General features: G+C 49.7%; 4 protein-coding genes. All 4 read right to left on the bottom strand.

The features are described from left to right. Window positions 1-35: 35 nt before the first annotated feature. Window positions 36-1,190, bottom strand: coding sequence for a cytochrome P450 (locus BZ167_RS18045; protein ID WP_077392171.1), 1,155 nt, complete (start codon window positions 1,188-1,190; stop codon window positions 36-38). 81 nt (window positions 1,191-1,271) lie between these two features. Next, window positions 1,272-7,487, bottom strand: a complete 6,216-nt coding sequence (locus BZ167_RS18040; RefSeq protein WP_077392170.1) for a beta-ketoacyl synthase N-terminal-like domain-containing protein — start codon at window positions 7,485-7,487, stop codon at window positions 1,272-1,274. Then, on the bottom strand, window positions 7,484-13,636 hold the full coding sequence (locus BZ167_RS18035) for a type I polyketide synthase (protein ID WP_077392169.1): 6,153 nt from the start codon (window positions 13,634-13,636) through the stop codon (window positions 7,484-7,486). The genes BZ167_RS18040 and BZ167_RS18035 overlap by 4 nt, the downstream gene beginning before the upstream one ends. Before the next feature lie 22 nt (window positions 13,637-13,658). Further along, on the bottom strand, window positions 13,659-21,377 hold the full coding sequence (locus BZ167_RS18030; RefSeq protein ID WP_061860692.1) for an SDR family NAD(P)-dependent oxidoreductase: 7,719 nt from the start codon (window positions 21,375-21,377) through the stop codon (window positions 13,659-13,661). Window positions 21,378-21,380 lie beyond the last annotated feature (3 nt).

Genomic DNA, 21,380 nt, shown 5'->3' with positions numbered 1-21,380 from the left:
GAGGCTTCCTGTGGAAGCCTCTTTTATTTTTCCGTTCAAAACTCAACAAGCAGCCTGTCAACGCCGTGAAATACAGGGCTCGGAACCAGATTCGGCTCTTGATCCTCAGTAAAACGCCATGCGGACATCTGTTCAAAAAAGTGGGAAAGCGCGATTTTCGCTTCAAGCCGGGCCAGCGGCGCTCCTAAACAATAATGGCTGCCCTGACCGAATGACAGATGCTGATTCGGCTTTCGTCCCAAGTCAATCTGATCGGCATTATCAAACTTCTTTTCATCTCTGTTCGCCGATCCAATCCACGCATACACTTTTTCTCCGGCCGGAATCGTTTTTCCGCCAATCTCGCTTTCAACCGCGGTGTAGCGGGTTACCCGCTGAATGGAAGGTCTGAGGCGGATGACTTCCTCAATAAAGTCAGGAAGGAGCGCCTTGTTTTCAAGCAGCCGGGGCAGAATGTGCGGGAACTCCTTGAGACTGAGAAATGAATTTCCGATCACATTTTCCGTCGTTACGTGCCCCGCGACGATCAACAAGCCGCAAAAACCGATTAATTGCTTGTCTGACAGCGGCTCTCCGTCTAAATCAGCTGAAATTAAATGGCTGATTAAATCATTTTGCGGCTGTTTTCTCCGCTGTAAAATAAACTGCATGAAATATCCGATCATCTGCTTTTGCACTTCATTCATTTTCTTTTCATCTTTTACATTCTGGCTTTGGTCGACCCAGCTTTTAAAGATATCTCTGTCTTTCGGAGGGAATCCTAAAAGCTCTGCGATCACGATAATCGGAAGCGGAAATGCGTAATCTTCAATAATGTCCATCCTGCCTTTTGAACGGACGGCCTGAAGCAGGTCATCAGCGATAGCGGCTATACGCGGTGCAAGAGACTCAACCGATTTCGGCATGAACGGCTGATTGACCAATTTTCTGAAGACGGTGTGTTCGGGCGGGTCCATTTTCAAAAGGCTGTCTTTGTTAATATGCCGGATCATTTTTTCCTGCTTGTCCGCACTTAAGTATTTATGATCGGAAGAAAAATGACTGTAGTCAGAAATCACCCGCTTCACTTCATCATAGGTGAAGATTTCCCAGCAATCTTCCTTTTCATTGTAATGAACGGGAGAGGTTTCTCTCATCGTTTGGTACCACTTGTACGGCTGCTGCTGTCTGATTTTTGTTAAACTGGTCATTTTCATTCCTCCAAGATGTGATCAAGATTTGAAATGACCCGCCAAAGCTTACGAGTAAACCCGGCGGGCGGATATGTGAATTTACGGTCTTGTTTTGGCGGGCTGCTTCAGCATCTCACCATGCACATTCAGTATCTTTTCCTGCAGCTGCAGGAAGCTGTGTTCTGTCATTCCGTCTGCCGAATATAAAACGCCGCAAAATTCAGAAATCGTTTCGGCTGCGCTGTCTTCAGCCAATAACGTCATATGGTTGGATACCGCCACATCCATGATGGCGATGTTTGTCATATGCTCTTCCCACTGGCTCCAGTAGTTGACGAAATCAGCGGATAAAATATCGGCCCTGATCGTAAAATACGGATCAAGCTCACCCAAGAAAATACCGTTTTTATTTCGGAAATAATAGCATGTCACCCCGTTCGGATCCGGAAGCGGCAGGAGTTCGTAATCAGTGATTTCGTAAGCGTCCTGAACGTTTATATTCTGCCTGATCAGATTTTTCACCAACGCGTCCGTCTTCGTTAACCCCCGCTGTTTGGCTTTTGCGATTAATTGCTCTAAAAATATGTCTTCATGAAGATCGGCATCTAGTTCATCACGGTGAATCAAGGTTTCAGAAATGCGTTCCGGATGTTGATAGATCGGTGCAAATAAAGCCATGTTCACCGTCTGCAGCATCATATTTTTATCAAATAATTCATCAGGAATGTTTATTTCCCGCGCACCCGCCGAGTCAAAGGAGTCGAGCATGACGATTGACTCAACGGTTTCTCCAGCCAGCTGCAATTGCCGGGTGACTTCATAAGCGAGCATGCCCCCTAATGAATAGCCGCCTACATCGTAAGGACCCCGGGGCTGCACGGTACGTATGAGCTTAACGTAATATTCCGCCATGTTTTTAATGCCGCGGATCGGTTCCCGGTCTGTCATCCATCCTCTTGCCTGAATTCCGTAAAAAGGACGCCCGGTCCGTTCGGCAACAGGCTGGTACAGCTCCACTGCCCCCAGCGCGGAATGAAACCAGAAAATCGGTCTTCCCTTTCCCCCCGGGTTAAGACAGATCAGTTCGGGCGGTTCTTGATCATCTGTCTCTTCTGATATATCGTTTTGTTTCGTATGTTCCTCATGTACTTCCTCAGTGTCTTTTTGAACGGAACCGGTCAGATACCCGGCTAATTTTGCGATTGTCGGATATTCATAGACCAGATTTGCCGTAATAGACGCTTGATACGTTTTATTAATAGACTGAACCCATTCCACACCGATAATAGAATCCAGCCCCATGTCAATGAATGCCTCATGCTCATCAATATCTTCCGGCTTCAGAAACAGGATGTCCGCAAGGCTTTCTTTAAGCTCTTTGCGCAAAGTGCCGTCAGAGATGCCGGCAAGGGGAGTTTCTGCTTCCGGGATTTGCGGACGTACCGCTGTTTCCTCCGCTTCAGCATACTCGGGTTTCTTTATTTGTCCCGCTATATATTCCGCAAGCTCTTCAAGCGTCGGGTGTTCATACACCTTATTGGCAGTAATCTCAGTGTGGTACGTTTTATTTACTGTTTGTATCCATTCAACCCCGATAATGGAGTCAAGCCCCATATCGATGAAAGGCTCATCAGCATCAATATCTTCCGGTGACAAAAATAAAATATCTGCCAGGCTTATCCTCAACTCTTCAAGCAATGTTCTATTGTCTTCGGAAACGGCTTTTTTCGGCTGCTGGACAGAAACAGTACAATCCAAAGGCTGTAACACGATCGGTTTTTGCAATGTCTCCGGTTCAAACGCTCTCATTTCGATCTCAGTTAAAGGACTCAGAGAAATCAGCCCTTCATGGTCAGGCTGCGGCGAAGACGGGAGAACGGTTTGCGTTTCAGACTTTTTCATGGCTTGGCCTGGTAAAGAACTGTTTACATCAGCCGCCCAATACCTTTCTTTTAAAAACGGGTAGGCAGGAAGCGGCGTTTTATAATATTGCCCTCCGTCAAAAAGCCGTGTAAAAGGAAGATCATACCCTCTGCAAAAAAGGTCAGCGATATGTGCCAGGCTTTCTCTGTACTGCGCGGGCGAAGCTGCCGAGCGGCACTGTTCAATGCATTCCATTCCGAATGTTTTCATTCCGGCTTCTTCTGCCGGCTTCTGATCCTTCAAATTGGACACAAACACACCCGGAAGCTCTCTTTTTACAAGCCACTCCGATAATACCCGCTTCAGTTCGTCCGCACTGCTTACGATACAGGCAAACCGGTGATGTAAATACTTTCTGCCGAGCAGGAGCGTATAACTTATATTTCCCAGATCGCTGTCTTTGTTCTTGCTGAGTGAATCCAGCAGGCGTTCTGCCTGAATTTCCAGCTGACGCTCCGTCCGCGCAGATAAAGGAATGAGGCAGGCCGGTTTTGCCGGCGACCGGCGCACGGTTTGCGGCGCCTCTTCAATCACAAGATGGGCATTTGTTCCGCTGAATCCGAATGAACTGATGGCGGCTCTGCGCGGTGTATCCGGATTCCGTTCCCACGGTATCAGCTTTTCATTCACAAAAAACGGGCTGTCCGCAAATTGAATATGCTGATTGGCTTGGTGAAAATGCAGGGAAGCCGGAATCTGCCGATGCTTCAGCGACAGCAGGATTTTAAACAGTCCGGCCATCCCCGCGGCCGCAGCGGCATGTCCGAGATTGGTTTTCACAGAGCCGATGGCGCAATATCCTTTTTTATCCGTATAGCGGCGGAAAGCGCGCGTTAAGGCGCCGAATTCGATCGGGTCGCCCAGTGCAGTGCCCGTTCCGTGAGCTTCCACCATTTGAATGGTTTCCGGATCAATGTGAAAAGTATCATAGACATGACGTTCCAATCGTTCTTGAGAAAGCGCGCTTGGAGCGGTGATTCCGTTTGTAGCGCCGTCCTGATTCATTGCAGATCCTTTTATGACGCCGTACACATGATCTCCGTCACTAACGGCGTCGCTAAGACGTTTCAGCACCACCGCTCCCACGCCTTCACCCGGCACGAACCCGTCCGCGCTTTGATCAAACGTATGGCAGCGTCCGGTCGGTGACAGCATATTCGCCTTATTTGACGATTGATAAAAAGCGGGAGTGGATTGAATGAAAACCCCGCCCGCCACCGCCATTTCCGTTTCTTTCGTCCAGAGCCCCTGACATGCCAAATGAATGGCTGTCAGCGAACTGGAACATGCTGTATCAACAGTGATCGCCGGCCCTTGTAAATTAAGATGATAGGCGATCCTTGCCGGAGTGACGGAATTGTGATTGCCCCAAAACGCCTGCGCGGGCCCCTGCTGTTTAAAAATGGCCTGGTAATCTCCACCGCAGGAGCCGGCATACACGCCGCATTCCCGGCCTCTTACCGAGTCTCCCGCATATCCCGCATCTTCAAGTGCTTTCCATGATTCTTCCAAAAACAGCCGCTGCTGAGGGTCCATATAGGTCGCTTCACGTCCCGATATATGAAAGAAAACGGGGTCAAAACATTCAATGTCCTCTATAAAACTGCCATACTGGCATTGGCTGTCAGAGACATCCCATCTGTCTGCTTTTTTAATCAGATCCTGACCGGCGGCTAAGTGTTCCCAAAACTCATGGAGATTCTCCGATTCAGCAAACCGCCCGCTCATCCCGATAATCGCGATCGGTTCTTTTTCAGGTAACACAGCTGCTGAGTTTACTGTATCGGCCGGATCCTTTTGTTCGGGGCGGTACGTCATTTGATACGGCTCAGAAACGCTGATGACGATTTTCCCGATATTTCCGCGGTCATCCAGACAGTGATACGCTTCTTTTATGTCTTCAAAGGAAAAGATTTTTGAGATGACAGGCTGAATGACTCCCTCTTCCGCCAGCCGCTGCAATTCCAATTGATAGTCCTTGACCTGGTCCGGATTTTGAAGGGACAGCTTCCGCAAATCCACGCTGTGAAACGATTGATTGTTATGAAGGACGGACAAGTCGACTGATTTAGCGGATTTCAGCGCAGTCATGGCAATTTCGATATATCTTCCGCCCGGCGCCAGGCAATTCATTCCTTTTTGCAAGGCATCACCGGCCAGGGTATTAATGACAACATCCACCCCACGGCCGCCGGTCATTCGCATGATTTCCGTTTCAAAATCTTCTTCTAAATAGCAAATGGTATTACGGACCCCTAGCGAATGCAAATACTCAATTTTTTTCTGTGATCCGGCCGTGGCATATATTTCCGCGCCGATATGCCGGGCCATTTGCACCGCGATCAGCCCCGTTCCTCCCGTCGCGGTCTGAATTAATATTTTTTCGCCTTTTTTAAGTCCGGCTTTCCGGAAGGCGTCTATCATGGTCACCGCCACGGTGGGAAGAGCGCATGCTTCTTCAAAGGTCAGCCGGGCCGGTTTATGATAGACTTGATGTTCTTTACATGTGATGAGATTCGCCTGAGATCCAAATTCCTCTCCCATGCCGACAATCACTTCATCACCTGGAATGACGGATGTTACATGCCTCCCTGTCTTGATCACGACGCCGCTTGCTTCAAATCCCGGAGTGAACGGATAAGGCGGCATCGTCGGGTACAGCCCTCTGACACAAAGCAAGTCTCCGAAGTTTAAAGAAAAGGCGCGGACGGCTATTTGAACTTCGTCATCTTTTGTCTCGGGCACCTCACTGCGGGCAATCGTCAGATCTTCAATGCCGCCCGGACGGTCAATCACAACCCGGAACATTCCCGAGTCATCGGACTTTGCGAAAGAAGGCGGCATACGTTCTTGTTTCGGTTTCTGATAACCGTTTTCCTTTCTTTTCGTCTGCAGAGGTTTTTCAGCAGGCCGTTCTTCCTGAAGCGCCGGGCGGATTTTCGCTCTATCGGTCTTCAGAGACGAGGCTATGATGGTTTCGTATTCTTCCGAGATATAACCGGTCAGCAGTTTCACATGATAGTAATCAAATAAAATCGTTGTCTGCAGTGTAAGATTCAATCGCTTATTAATCTCGTTAATCACATTGACGGCCAGAATGGAATCAATGCCGTATTCAGAGAAATTCAGTTCTTCCTGAATATCCTCTTCTTTCATTTTTAATACATCGGCAATACTTGTTTTGATGACAGAGCGGACATGGGAAGCGACCGATTCCCCATCAGCCTTAACAGCTTGATGCTCCTCTGGCGCGCGGCTGCGGGAAACAGGCTGCGCGGGCTTTCGGAAAACTTCGGCCGGGGCGGCGTATGGCTTTCTGCCGTCTCTGATCCCTTGCATCCGAACGAGTCCGTCACTCTCAGCTGCGATAATCTGCTGGCCTAAATCATGAGCCGTTTCAGCAGGGAAACAAACCGCTCTGTATCCTTCCGAATGCAGCACACGCTCCCACGATTTTGGATATAAGCCGGGACTTCCCGGAATCCGAAGCTCAGCATCCTCATAGGACCACCAGCCCTCAAGCAGCCCGAAGGTTAAATGGGTAAAAACAGAACGATCGCTGATTTCGTTTATCAAAACCATCCCGTTGTATTTCAGGAGCGCTTTCAGACGGCGCAGTGTCAAACCGATATTTTTTGTGGCGTGAAGCACATTGGCGGCGATGACAATATCGTAAACACCCGTTTTGATATTTTGTGATTCGCAAGGCTCCTCCGCATTAAACAAGGCTGTTGTCAAATACGGCACATCAGCTCCGTATTCCTGTTCGGCATGCATTAAAAAAGCTTTAGAAACGTCCGTATAACAATATTCCGCAATCTGTTTTGCAAATGGTTTCAGTTTTGTAAACAGCATGGCGCTCGTTCCGCCCGTCCCGGCCCCTACTTCTATCAGCCTGATACGGGCATCGGGGTGTTCTGTAAGATAGGCTTTCAGGTAAGCGGCCGCGGAATCTGCTAACACTTCATTAAAATAATCCGCGACAGGATTATGCTTATAAACACCTTCAACGAGCCGCATTGATGAATCGGGAAATACGATATCCGTAGCCGGACGTTCTCCTTTTAAAATGGAAGGCATCGCTTTTATCGTCGCCTCGGCCAATTCAGCTTGCGCAAGCTCCCCATTGGGAAGCAGGCGTTTATGGGTATTCCACTCATTCCAGACTGTGCGGCCGTCCGGGCGCTGATCCGTGAGAAGAGTGACCGTGTATCCGTCATACGCGATATATCCGTTTTCTTTTAATAGATTCAGGCTTTCTTCCAGCCATCTGCCGTATGTGCCGATCACGCCGGCGCTCCGCATGGATGCTGCAGGTGTAGTGACAGGCTCGCTGAAAAAACCGATTGACTGTAATTGGTAAAAGAGCAGTTTGCAAAGAAGGCTGTTCATATGCGCAACTCCATTTCTCGTTTTAAAGTCTCAAGCCGTTCATTCCGATCCGGATTTTGCCGCTTGACGCTTTCCATAAATGAAGGCTTCGGGCCGGATACAACCGATATTGCATCTTGATCCGTCAGCTCGGCTAAGCCGTGCGGAGCAGCTTTGATGAATGCCGCTTGGCTGAACGGTTCTGATAGTAAGACTTCCAGCGCCTCCATTGCTTCATCGGGTTCAATAGAACCGATCCCTGACGCCTCCATCCGTTTTCTGTAAGACGGGTCTGATACAACACCCAGACTGCCCCAATATCCCCAATTCATGACTTTCACTTCACAATCAAGCAAGGAAGCGATATGGCGGGCAAAGGCGTCTTGAAATGTACACCCTGCCGCATAGTTGCTTTGCCCGGCATTTTTTGTGAAAGAATTAACGGATGAGAAAAACAGCACAAAATCAAGCGGTTCTTCCTTAAAAGCTTCGATCATTCGGACGCTCGTATTCACCTTAGCTGAATAAGCGTTTCTGAAAGAAGCTTCATCCATATTCGCCATACTTTTGTCGGCAAGCGTTATCGCGGAATGGATGACTCCCGTTATATTGCCGTATTGCTCTCTTACGGAACGGACGGCCGCTTTAAGCGCTACGGCATCTTGAGCATCAGCCTGTATATAATGCGGCGCGGGGCCTGATAGCGCCAGCCTGTCTATTTTGCTCTGAATCTCCTGATCCTTCGGCCGCCTGCCGATCCATATCATCCGTGCCTTATAACGGGTGATCATGTATTTGCTCCATGCTTCTCCGATGCCGCCCGCTCCGCCGATGACAGCATAAACGCCGCCTTCTCTGTACGACATACGCGGAGCGGAACTTGTCAGCACCCGGACTGTTTTTTGCTTGTGCCAAGCTCCGTTACGGTACGCGGCAGCATTTCCGTCCGGATCTGGAGGGAGGCGCCAGATGTCTTTCATTTCAGACGAATCACTGCCTTCTTCTGCATCAATCAGCCTGATGTCCCAGTTCGGATATTCTTTTGCCAATGAACCGATCAAACCGTGTACGCCTGCATGCTCAGGCTGCGGCAGATCACCCGGATACACGGACTGTGTCTGCCGGGTCACCGCCGTAAAGCTGATGTTTCGGTTTCCATACCCGATTGACAGCAGCGCTTTGATGAAACGGAAACATTGAATCACCCCATTCTCCTGCTCATCAAGCATTTCCTGACTGACGGATGCGGGTGCGAAACGATCCGGCGCAATCCATAAGAAATGGCGGATATCCTGATATCCGGCTGTCAATTCACGTAATGTTTGCTCGCTTGAATGATCCGGCGTCTCCGCCAGATGGGCGCGGGGCCACATTTTTGCCGCAGCCTTTATGGTATTTCCCGGCTTTCCGATGATCAGCAATTGTTCTTGATCAACCGCTCGATTTTCTTCCAGAGAAAAGAAAGTTTTATCCCAAATAGGGGCAAGCATCGCCGTCTGAACTTCCTGCCGTTTGCTTTCGGTTTGGTTTGTCTGCCGGACCGCCCGGCAGGAAAATCCTGTTAATCTCATGCAAGCAGCGCCGTTTTCATCACATAAATCAATATCCAGCGTCAGCGCTCCGTTATCTGACCGATCGCTCTGTTTGCGGACAAGCGCCCACATCGTTTTCTGAGTCGGCTGAAATATTTCTGCCTGCCGCAGGGAAAACGGCAGCATCGGAGTGTCTCCGGCAGTATCTGAACCGGCACCCAGTGACGCCTGAAACGCGGCATCTAGAAGACTCGGATGGATGACAAACTGATCGGCGGTACTGTCTGCCGATTCCGGCAGCGACAGCCGGGCTGCAGCACCCCTCTCTCCGATCATCAGCTGATCAATTCCTTGATGGCTCGGCCCGTATATCATACCCGCATGCCGGAAAGCCTGATAAACCTCATCAGACGTCATAACCGATTGGCTGCAGCCGGACAGCCAGCCCTCTAAGTGAACTGACGGAACCGCTGCTATCTCTCCTGATACCGCGGTGCCTTTACTGTATATAATCCGTTCTCCCCCGGGTTCTTCCGATAGGCTGTAAATCGTAAATTCAATGTCTTCATTTCCCTTAAGGATAAGGCTGATATGGACTTCTACATCCGTCCCCTTATGAACGACAGGACTCATCCATATGAGATCTTTCAAATACATTCCTTTACGTCCGTCCGGCACAGCGTATGCGGCACGCTCAACGGCCGCCCTGGCCATTTCGATCACGGCGGCTCCCGGGAGCACCTTCTGTCCATTGACTGTGTGATCAGTGAAAAAGAATTCCCGTCCGGTAAAAACGGATGTGAATTTCAGCTCCCACAGATCGGATGTGTTTTCATGAAGCAGCGGATGGATCACCGTTTTGCCGTCATTCCGTTTTGAAACCGCCTCGGCTTCATCTTGAATCCAGCATCTGACCTTTGCAAACGGATAGGCGGGAAGGCTGATTCTCCGGGGTTTTTGTCCCGAATATAACAAGTTCCAGTCCACATCGACTCCCTGCACCCACATGTTCAGCAAATGACCGTACTTTCTCTTTTTCAGCCATTTAACCATGGCTTCCTGCAAATCTTCATCAGATTCAAACACAGCCACTGTCTCATGATTTCGCTTCGCCCGCCCCCTGTAAAGATGCGGTGCGTTTTCATTTTCCAAGTACGATCTGAGCTTGTCCTCCAGCTCCTTAAGGGAGTCCGCAATGAAAGCCAGCCGCTCATCCATCGCTTCCCGCCCCGCTTGTAAAGTGTACGCGACATCAAATAAGTCCGGCTTATCCGTATGCTTCTTTTGAAGAAAAGCAAGAAGGCGCTCCGCATATTCTGTCAGACGCTCCCCATTTTTCGCAGACAGCAGAATGACAGCCGGCTCTTGGCTGCTGATTGCTTGTTTGACAGGAGCCTCATATTCTTCAATAATGATATGCGCGTTAGAACCGCCCGCACCAAAGCTGCTGACCCCCGCCCTGAGCGGCTGTTCTGCTCCGTCTGCTGCAATCCGTTTCCAATCTGTTAATTCCCGGCAGACGGAAAACGGTCCTTCATCAAATTGGATATTCGGATTTAAAACATCCGCATGCAAAGATGGGGCGATTTGTTTGTGCTTCATCTGCAGCAGCACTTTTGTGACAGCGGCGATGCCTGCTGCAGATTCCCCATGTCCGATATTTGATTTGACAGACCCGATGAGACATGTTTCAGGAACATCACCGAATGCATCGGTTAAAGCCCGGATTTCAATCGGATCGCCTAATTTCGTCCCTGTCCCGTGCGCTTCCACATAGCTGATCTGGCCCGGAGAAACCCCCGCCTCCTGTAAAGCTTGAGAAATGACTTCGCTTTGCGCCTTGGGGTTCGGTACGGTGTAACCGCTCGCTCTTCCGCCGTGATTAATGGCAGCTCCCTTAATGACGCCGTAAATCCGATCTCCGTCTTGTACGGCGTCTTCTAAACGTTTAAGAAGCAGCACCCCGACCCCTTCTGCCGGAATATAGCCGTCACCCCCGGCGCCGAAACTCCCGCAGTGTCCTTTAGATGAGATGAACTGCCCCTGGCTCAGCATGAGGTACTTGTTAGGATGAACGGTGAGATTCACTCCGCCGGCAAGCGCCGCGCGAATCCGATGATCCCGCAGATCCCGGCACGCCATGTACAATGAAGTCAGCGAACCCGAACACATCGTATCGACCGAAATGCTCGGCCCTTGAAAATCACAAAAATAGGAGACACGGTTAGCAATGGATGAAATCCCGCCGGGGAGCCCGATATGCCGTCCTTTCACTCCCGCTTCAGCCGCGAATAGCGGGTATTCCTGATACATGACACCGGCATACACACCTACCTGACGGCCAAGTTCAGGTGATGTCCTCGTATATCCCGCATCCTCCATGGCCATCCACGCATGCATTAAAAACAGCCGTTCCTGAGGATCAAGGTGTTCCGCTTCACGGGGGGAAATCTTAAAGAACTCAGGATCAAAATCGGCGATCCCGTCAATGAATCCGCCCCATTTGCTGTAGATCGCTCCCGGCGCCGTCCGGTCCTCGGAAAAGTAATGTTCCCAATTCCAGCGGTCTTTCGGAATTTCGGTAATACAATCCTTTCCTAGTTTGAGATTTTCCCAAAACGCATTGATATCATCGGCCTGCGGATACTTGCCGGAAATCCCGACAATGGCAATATCCAGCGGTTTTCCTTTCGTTTTTTGACGGCTTTGATTCCCGGACGGGGCAAAAGACGCATTTTCAAGCCGATTTGGCTGAAGCACTTCTTTCACAGACGCGTTTTTCAATTCCGCCAGCTGTTCCCCGGTATGACTGAGGACTGCGGCATCAAATGAGAGAAACCCGTCTTTTTTATGTTTGATTGTATTCACCACATAGACGGTATCAGACATGACTTGTCCGTAAAGCGTCAGCCTCTCAATCATGAGCGGGACGTGAATCCGCTTTTTCAGCTGCAATTCTTCTTCACCGAGCGACATATAACAAGAATTCAATATAAGCGGGTCAAATGCAAAGTGACGCAGATCGCCTTTTTCTTTTTTTCCTGATAAGTCCAGCTGCAATAAAAAGGAGCTCTCACTCATTTTGTATCCCGCCGTTGCCGTTTTCAGCATCGGGCCTATCGTGAAGTCGGCAACCGAATCGTACAGACGGGAAATGACATCCGGCGCCACCTTTTGTGCATGCGCCTTCATTTGTTCAACGTCATACGATTTTTTTACGGGTGCCTCTGTATATCTGCTTATTTCTCCTTCGGCACACGTCTTCCGGCTTTCTTCACCGGAGACAGTGCAGCTTGCGGTAAAGCGTTCGGCACTCTTTTCTGCCGCAAATGAAATGTCAATCTGTGCGGCCTCTCCCGGCTCCAGCGTGACGGGCCCGCCCGTAAAGCGGATATCTTTCAGCTCGGCGGGATACGTGCCGGAATGAGACGCTCCGGATGCTTCAAGCACCAGACACGGATACACTACACCCATCAGTGCCGGTTTGCCGAAAACCAGATGATCCTGAAGGAATGATTCATGTTCATAGAAAGTAAATGTCTGACTGACTGATTGCGTTTCAGAGACCGGTGCTGCATCCGCGACAAGGCCGGAAGATTCACCTGTTCCTTTTGTTTTTATGTCTTCAAGCAGTTCGGATATGCTGCTGCACTCAAATAAAAGAGTCGGATTCAGCCGTAGATCAAACGCCCCTTCGATGTCTTTAATAATGGCCAGAAGCTGTGACGATTCAAGACCTAATTCAAAAAACACGGTGTGCGCATCATTTCTTGTGACAGGACGGCCTACGTATGTTGAGAAAATGCGGTATAAGGTTTCCTCCATCTGCTGATCGCCTGGTATCAGCTGCCGGTCTGTCCGCACCTTTTTGGCTGTCAGGCCGAGCAGTGAAGCAATATGCGCACCGCTGGGGTTGTAAAAGTCAATATCCATTTTCACCATTTCAGAAGGCGTGCCGGATTTTTTCGAAATCACCGCGTAACAGCGCTCCGTAACGGTTTCAGCGGCACTAAACGAATCATAATAAATCGGTAAAAACAAACCGGCGCCTGCAGCTGTCTGCAATACGCCGGAGGCCATGGCGGCACCGTCCATCAGCGCGGGATGAAAGAGAGTGCCGGGGAGATTTTCCTGGCATGAATCAGACTGCCGAATATCAAGGAAACATTCCTCTTCATTTGCATAGATCTCTCCCTCCGGCTTCATCAGCCCGTCATGCGACAGTCCGCGGCTTCTCGCGGCTTCGTAAACCATATGCAAGGAGACTGATGGAAGCGCAACTTGTTTTTTCTCTTCCGCGTCAAGGCGCTTATCTGATGAGAAAACCCCTTCATGCACCTCCGCTGATAAGAAAACCATCCCGGAATCCGCCCCGCAAATCAAGGCAGTCCAGAACTCCTTTTCTTTACTGAATATGACACTCACATCAAGCCGCTCTGACCGTTTCACTGATAAAGGATGATAAATGGTCACCCGTTTCAGACAGATGGAACGGAATGAAAGATCAAGGCTTTGCTTTGCCAGCTGATACAGCATATCAATATAGGCCAGACCGGGCATGACAGATTCTCCGTGAACAAGATGGTGTTTCATAATGGGATGTTCTGCCGTCAGACGCAGATTCACTGTTTTTTTCATGGTTCGTCCCCTTTTAAAAACGTCACGTTGTCACCTGCCAAAACGAGTCTGCAGGTGCAGTGCTTGTCTCTGCTTTTTTCTCATATTTCTTTAAAATATCCGCAATGTCTGTTTTTTCATTACTTGTTTTTTCCGCTTCATTCTCCGTGCTGTTCCAGCCGCCCAAAAGCGGGTAGTGTTTTTTTCTGAATTCCGGCGGCTGAGGCGCCAGGTGGTGTTCCCGCTGCCTTTCACCTCTGTATTCTTCAACGAGGATATGAGCATTTGTCCCGCCGTCAGGAAATGAACTCTGAGCTGCGACGCGGGGTTTCTTCTCTGAATGCCAATCAACGGGTTCACGATTAAAATGAATACGCGACGCTTCAAAGTCATAATGTTCAAATGGCTCACGCGCTGATAAGAAAGGCGGAATCCGCTTATGATAGACGCTCAGCACACATCGGATGAAGCCCGCAAGACCTGAAGACAGAAGCAAATGCCCCACATTCGGTTTCACCGATCCGATCCGGCAGGGCAGAAGCGTTTTCCGGTTCAGCTGATAGACATCTGAGAGTGCCTTGATTTCCACCGAATCAACGATTGGGGAACCGCCTCCGTTCACTTCTATATATCCAATGTCTTCGGGCGACTTTTCCGCCATGTCAAGCGCAGTTTGAATGGCGTCTCTCTGCGCTCTTATATTCGGTGAACCGGGACCGAGCGTCCGGCCGTCATTGTTTACCGAGACGGCTTTTATGACGCCGTAAATACGGTCTCCGTCCCGTACCGCATCGCTCAATCGTTTGATAAAAACCGCCCCCGCTCCTTCTCCGAGCACTTCTCCCGCTGATTCACGGTCGAATATATGAAACACGCCGTTCTCATTTAAAATATGGCGCGCTCCGAATAACCGGTGCGCAGACGGAGATAAGAGCAGACTCACCGAACCGACTAAGGCCGCGTCAATCCTTCCGGCCAAAAGGGCGTCTTTTGCAAAGGACAGCCCGATCAGCCCTGAGGAACATGCTGTATCCACGACAAGGCTCGGCCCTGTGACATTCAAAAATCGTGAAATGTTGGCCGCCAAATAGTTTTGTCCCGCCCCCAAAATCGGGTTAGGCGCCTGCAGGATATGTTCCATACCGGCTGAAGGCTGCGCCCTGCCGCCGATGTACACGCCGACTTTCCGGCCCGATAAATCCTTTTGGCCGTACCCGGCATCATAAACAGAATGAACCGCTTCTTCTAATATGATCCGCGCCTGCGGATCCATAATTGCCGCGTCTTTTTCAGAGATGCCGAAAAAGCCCGCATCAAACATGTCGATATCATCAATCCACCCCGCATAATCCTTTGTATTTGCTGTTGCATGCCAGCGCGATGCGGGGACAGGCCGAATGGCGGTGTTCCCTTTCATCAGCAGCTCCCAAAAAGCATCCGTTCCGCCCGCCCCCGGAAAACGGCAGGATATGCCGACGACGGCAATATCGTCTTCAGTATCCGCTTTCGGCTCCATGAATGTTCTCTCTTCAGCGTCAGCGATTAAATCAGGCTCTACGTCCCTGTCTTGAACGAAACCATTTTCTTTTGTCACAAAATCGGCTTCATGATGCGCTGCGAAATAGTCAACCATTTCTGTAATCGTTTGATATTGAAGCATTAAGGACGGTGTTAACTTTATGCTGATCCGTTTTTGCAATGATTGAACCAATTCCGCAAAGAGTATTGAATCAATCCCGTATTCATCAAACGGCATATCATCTTTTATCTGCTCATCCGTCATTTTCAGTTCTTCGCTGAAAACGGTGCGCACCCATTGACGAATCATATCCTTCACCTTTTGGTCACCGGCAGTGCTTTTTTTCGTGGGAGCTTCAGCTTTCTTCACCTTCAGAAGATCACCAAAATCAGCCTCACTGTCTTCGGGAACACAAGGAATTCCGCAGCTTTGTCCGTTTAAGATGATGTAATCTAAAAACTTCAGTCCGTCTTCAGCAGACAGCCTGGAAAGTCCTGATTTTTGATAAGCAGGTGTTTCCGGCAGGCCTTCAGCCATGCCGGTTTCTTTCCAGACGGGCCATTGAACGGCTTTAACAAACACGTTTCCTTTACCTGCTTGATGATTTGCAAAAGAGTCCATAAATGAATTAGCCATCGCGTAGTCACTTTGCCCCGCAGCAAGCGAAGGGATCAGACCCGAAACGGATGAGAACAAAATAAAAAACGACAGCGGCTCATTCTGAACGGCTTCAAAGAGACCGCGAAGCCCTGTTACTTTCGGTGTGCAAACGCTTTTGATTTCAGTTTCGGTTTTGTTATAAAAAGCGGGGTGTTCTCCCATTGCACCCGCGCAATGAAAAACGCCGGTAATCGGCCCCATCGTGCCGCGGATGCCGTCCGTCATGTTCCGGAGCCCCTTTTGATCCGTAAGAGAAACGCTGTAATAACGGATCTCCGCGCCCCGCTCGGCTAACCTCTGCATCCGCTCGGCTTTTTCCGGGAGAATGCCGTCCTTTTTCATGTCTGCCCACTCTGAGGAATCGGGAAGCGGCTCCCGCCCCATGATGACCAGTTTCCTGCAGCCGCGTGAAACGGCATGCTCCGCCGCAATTGCGCCGATTCCGCGCGATCCGCCCGTTATTAACAGCACACCATCAGACGAATAGGAAAGCTCAGGCGCCGCCGAAACATTCATACCCTGCTTCAGAAACGGCACATAACGGCGATTCAGCCTGTAGCAGCATTCACTGACGCTTTTGGTCCGCGGCTGTAAAAATTCAATCTCAATCTGTCTGCTTAATTCTTCTGTATGCTCAATCTCACAATCGCTATCTATCGTAAAAGAATGAATGTTGGCATACTCAGCGCCCAGCATCCGGTACAGCCCCGCCGTTTTCGCCCCTTGCATCAGAGGTTTACTTTCCTTGAAAGGCTGGAGGCGGTGTGTCACTTGGCTGAACACAGCGCCGCTATGACGGAGTGATTCCAGAGCCTGCTGTAAAAAGGCAAGCTTTCCGTGTTCTATCTCTTCCTGCCGTTCATATTCCGCGTCATATGCGGTTATGTCGACGACCCCGAGTATCTGTTTGTTTTGAAGAGACTCCCGCACTCTGCCGTAAAGGTTTCGCCCCGATGCGGCGGCATAATAATCGGCGCCGTCTTTTGCCTGATGGATGAAGCAGATCGTTTCAATATGGCCGTTTCCTTTAAAAAGAGCATCGGCCAATCGGCTTGTCTTATCAGTTGCAAGTATCATTACTGTTCCTGATAATGCTTCAGATTCCGCCGGATCTTGCTGCTTCCAGTCTTTTTGAAGAATGATCTTTTGGTTTTCCGCCGGTTCGTCTGTCTGTTTCCGGATATCCGCAGGCACAGGCACCCAATACCGCTCCTTCGCGAACGGATATACAGGAAGGCTGACCCGTTTCGGCTTCTCTCCTTCGTATAACAGGCTCCAGTCAACGGCGGCTCCTTTTGCCCACTCAGTGAGCAATCTGGAATATTGCTTGTTTTTCAGCAGCTCGGCCATTCCACTTGATGAAATATCATCTTGAGCACGTCCGCGGAAACATCCTTCAATTTCTGTTTTCCGTTCAAGCACATCCTTCAGCTTCGCTTGCAGGCCGCAAACGGATGTAACGATAAATGCCAGCCGTTCAGGCATCGCTTCTCTGCCAGCTTGAAGCGTGTAGGCCAGGTCTTTAAGGTTGACTTCTTTTTCCCGTAAAAAGCGGTCATACCGTTTGACATATTCTAATAGGCGTTCTTCATTTTTTGCCGAAAGCAGAAACAGAACCGGCTCGTCTTCCCGTATATTTACCGATTTCTTTTCAGCCTGCGGCGGCAGATATTCTTCTATGACAAAATGGGCATTGCTCCCGCTGGCGCCAAAAGAACTTAAACCCGCTCTTCTCGGCTGGTCAGAATGTGACGGCCGTTCCCATTCTTCCAGCCGGTCCGCCACATAAAACGGCGTGTCCGGAAACGGAATATGGGGATTCAGCGTGTCCGCGTGCAATGACGGAAAGATTTCTCCATGCTTCAGCTGCAAAAGCACCTTTGTTAATCCGGCGATCCCGGCTGCTCCTTCTAAATGGCCGATATTTGATTTGGCAGAGCCGATGGCGCAAAACCGCTTCTTGTTTGTCCATTTGCGGAAAGCGCGGCTCAGCCCTTCAATTTCAATCGGATCACCCAGAGACGTGCCTGTTCCGTGGGCTTCAATATAGCTCAGTGTCTCCGGATCAATGCCGGCACCCCGAAAAGAATCTGTAATGACTTCCGCCTGTGATGCCGGATCAGGCACGGTCAAACCGGATGTTTTTCCGACATGGTTTAAAGCGGAGCCTTTTAAGACGCCATATATCGGACAGCCCATTCTTTGCGCTTCTTGAACGGTTGTCAGTAACACCGCGCCGACGCCTTCTCCCGGCACATAACCGTCACCGCCGTCGGCGAAGCTTTTGCAGACGCCTTCTGAAGACAGAAATCCGGCATTCGCCAAAAACGCATACTTATGCGGGTGTGTGACCGCATTCACACCGCCGGCAATGGCGAATTCACACTCCCCTCTTTTAATGCTTTCACATGCCAAATGTATGGATGTGAGCGAAGAAGAGCACATCGTATCAACAGCCATTGACGGTCCCGTAAAGTTCAGGCAGTGAGACACGATATTCGGAACAGAGGCAGGCGTCACGCCCATAGACAGCGGTGTGCCCCGCTGTGTGATTTCAGCCCCGAACAGCTCATAATGGCTCCAAAACACACCTGCGAATACCCCGACGCGTTTTCTCTTTTGCGAAGATGGCCCGCGCGCCGTTCTGTCCTGATAAAAACCGGCATCTTCACAAGCTTCCCAAGCCGTCTCTAAAAACAGCCGCGCCTGCGGGTCCATCATTTCAGCCTGGCGAGGAGTCAGATTGAAAAACAGCGGATCAAAGCTGTCTATGCGATCTAAAAATCCTCCGTAACGGTAGAACTGATCTGCTTCATATGAGAAAGGATAACCTTTCCATCTGTCTTTCGGCATTGTTGTGATGCAGTCTTTCCCCGAGCGCAGATTTTGGTAAAATTCATCAATGCTTCCCGCCTGCGGGTATTTTCCCGCCAATCCGATTACCGCAATATCGCGCTCTTCTGTATGTCTCTCTTGTTTTCGGCTCCTTCTCTTGACAGCTGCATGGGATAATGAAGAGCGGTTCTTGTCTGCCATCGGAACCAATCGGGCCATGCTTTCAGTTACAGCGGGCTCCTTCCCGTATAAAATAACGGATTGCAGCTTGCCGAGACGCAGCATATATTCAAGTGCAGCCATCCCTTCCCCGGCCGGAAGCGGGCTGGTGCCAGTTGCATCATTCATGATCTCTTTCATCAAGCTGTCAACCTGCATGCCGCCATCTTCCCAAAGCGGCCAGTTGATCGTCATAGAAGCCCCGGTCCGTTCGCCTTTTTCCGCTTTGCAATCGCGATATTTCATATATTCATCCATAAAAGCGTTCGCTGCGGCATAATCTGTCTGGCCGGCATTTCCGGCCAACGCCGAGAATGAGGAAAATACGGCGAAAAATTCAAGCGGTTCATTCCGTGAAGCTTCGTCCGCATGAATCAGGCCGCTGATTTTCGGCAGGAACACCCGCTTCAAGTCAGAACTGTCTTTTTGGATGATAAATTGATCTTTTAAAACACCGGCGCAATGAAAAATACCCGTCAGCCGGCCGAAGGTTTCTGTAATCTGAGCAAATGCCCGCTCTGTTTCGGCTTTATTGCCGATGTCCGCTTGAACGTAAAGAACTTCTGCGCCCAATGCTTTCAGTCTGCTGATCTTCTCAGACTGTTCCGGCGAACGGCCGATGAGTGCGAGCTTCACTTTTTCTTTTTCTGCAAGGTGACGGGCAAGCAGAAATCCAAGACCGCCAAGACCTCCTGTAATGACATATACGCCGTTTTGTTTCCAAGGAGACTGTGTCTGCCCGTCCAGTTTCTCAATACGTTCGAACAATCTGATCTGCCGCATATTGTCTTTATACCGAATGTCTGTGCAGCCTGCATGAGAGCAGTCTGCTTCTGTTCTAATGATTGCGGCCGTCTCACTTGGCAATCTCTCATTCTTTTCACAGAAGGTGATCACCTGAATGCGAAGAGCCGGATTTTCCAGATGTGCCGTTTTCAGCATAGCCCCGAGAGCGGAAGACAATGCCGCTCCATTCTCAACGGCGCATACAAGCTGAATCAATGTATGTTCTTTCGGATGTTCTGTCAGTTCCCGTTTGAGCATACGAAATATGCGCTCGGCATCTGCTCCAAACTGCTCATCTGCAGCCTCATGCTCCCTTTTCAGTTCTATCACTTCCGCTTCCGGGCAATGTATGCCGAGTTCACCGGTGAGACGGGGTCCTGCATCGGCAGCGATAATGAGATGACGGGTGTGTTTTTGCCCGTTCTGCACCGCCGTTTCCAGCGGATGATCTTTCCAGGCGGGTTCAAAAAACAGAACCTCATCAGCAGTGTCAGCGTCTGATGTATGCCGTTCTTTTGCCGAATCTTTCAGCACACAGCCCGCTTCATTGATAAGGTAATCCGCAAGGCGGCGGACAGATGAATATTCAAAAAGCAGTGTCGGATAAAACTGCTGCTGAAAAGTCTGCTCTAATATCTTTACAAGCTTCAGCAAATGCGCCGAGTCAAGCCCCATATCATAAAAGCCTTTCCTCACATCAATATCCTGTGCCGGACGATTGACCAGCCTGGCGATTTCCGACTTTATGTAAGTCACCATGTTTTGTTCCGGCGTTTGCTGTTCAGACACGTCTTCTGCGGCCACAGAATTTTCCGACTCACCACGGCCGCTTCTGTTCTGCTGAGGCGGCTTCTCTTTGTCTATCAGATGGGTAATCATATTCGCTTGTCTGACCCTTTTTACTGTCAGTTTCTCACATTCGGCCAATACGTTCCCTGCCCTGTCGTAAATCGTGAAGTCGGCCGAATAAACATCAGGTTCGCTATCTGATACGCCGCTTTCAGTGCGGCTGTTTTTCGCAGAATAAGTGTAAATCGTTTTCGGAAACGGCTGATACATGCAAAAACGATTGATCATAAAAGGAATATAAGGTGTGTCATTCTGCTTTTGGGCCGACAATGCAAAGGAAGAGCCGGCAAGGGTGGACGCATCCAAAAAAGCCGGATGCGCCTTAAATTTCTCCCGGAATCCTTCAGCCAAATCACTCAGAGTAAGCTCCATTAATTCTTCTTTATCCTGAAGCTGATAAACGGCCCCTTCATTTTTCATAAACTCGCCATGCTCAATATGGCTTCTTCTTGCAATTCCATAAATGTCATGCATGTCCCATTTTCGGCTTGCGTTTTTCATGAACGCTTCAATATTCAGTTCTTTTGCCCGCGGCGTGTCTTCTTGCAAATAAAGCTGGCATTCCATATTCTCATCCCGGTTCCCGCCAAGCGGTGTGCCGTTTTTTGCTTTTTCGCTAGTAATCTCAACTTTCCAGCTGTCACGCGCCGGCGTAAAGGTCACATACAGGTGTTTATCAAACTCTTCAGATGTTACAACAGGCTGCTTAAAAATAATCTGTCTTAATTCTATAGGCCGTTCACCGAGATACCCGGCGGCGAGCCGATACAGCATGTCTATTAAAGTCACGCCCGGGAGGACGCGGATTTGATGAACGCGATGATCCCGGACGATATAATTCGTATGGCTGATTTTCTGCAGGAACGTTTTGACTTGATCGGTGGCAACTGCCAATCT

It is taken from the genome of Bacillus sp. 275, assembly GCF_001999205.1.
GTDB lineage: Bacteria > Bacillota > Bacilli > Bacillales > Bacillaceae > Bacillus > Bacillus velezensis.
The sequence above is the reverse complement of the archived record's forward strand: the minus strand, read 5'-3'. Positions and strand labels throughout refer to the sequence as shown.

Excerpts from the sequence above, each read along its gene's own strand:
- BZ167_RS18045 (WP_077392171.1), bottom strand. The coding sequence starts at position 1,190 with ATGACCAGTTTAACAAAAATCAGACAGCAGCAGCCGTACAAGTGGTAC.
- BZ167_RS18040 (WP_077392170.1), bottom strand. The coding sequence starts at position 7,487 with ATGAACAGCCTTCTTTGCAAACTGCTCTTTTACCAATTACAGTCAATC.
- BZ167_RS18035 (WP_077392169.1), bottom strand. The coding sequence starts at position 13,636 with ATGAAAAAAACAGTGAATCTGCGTCTGACGGCAGAACATCCCATTATG.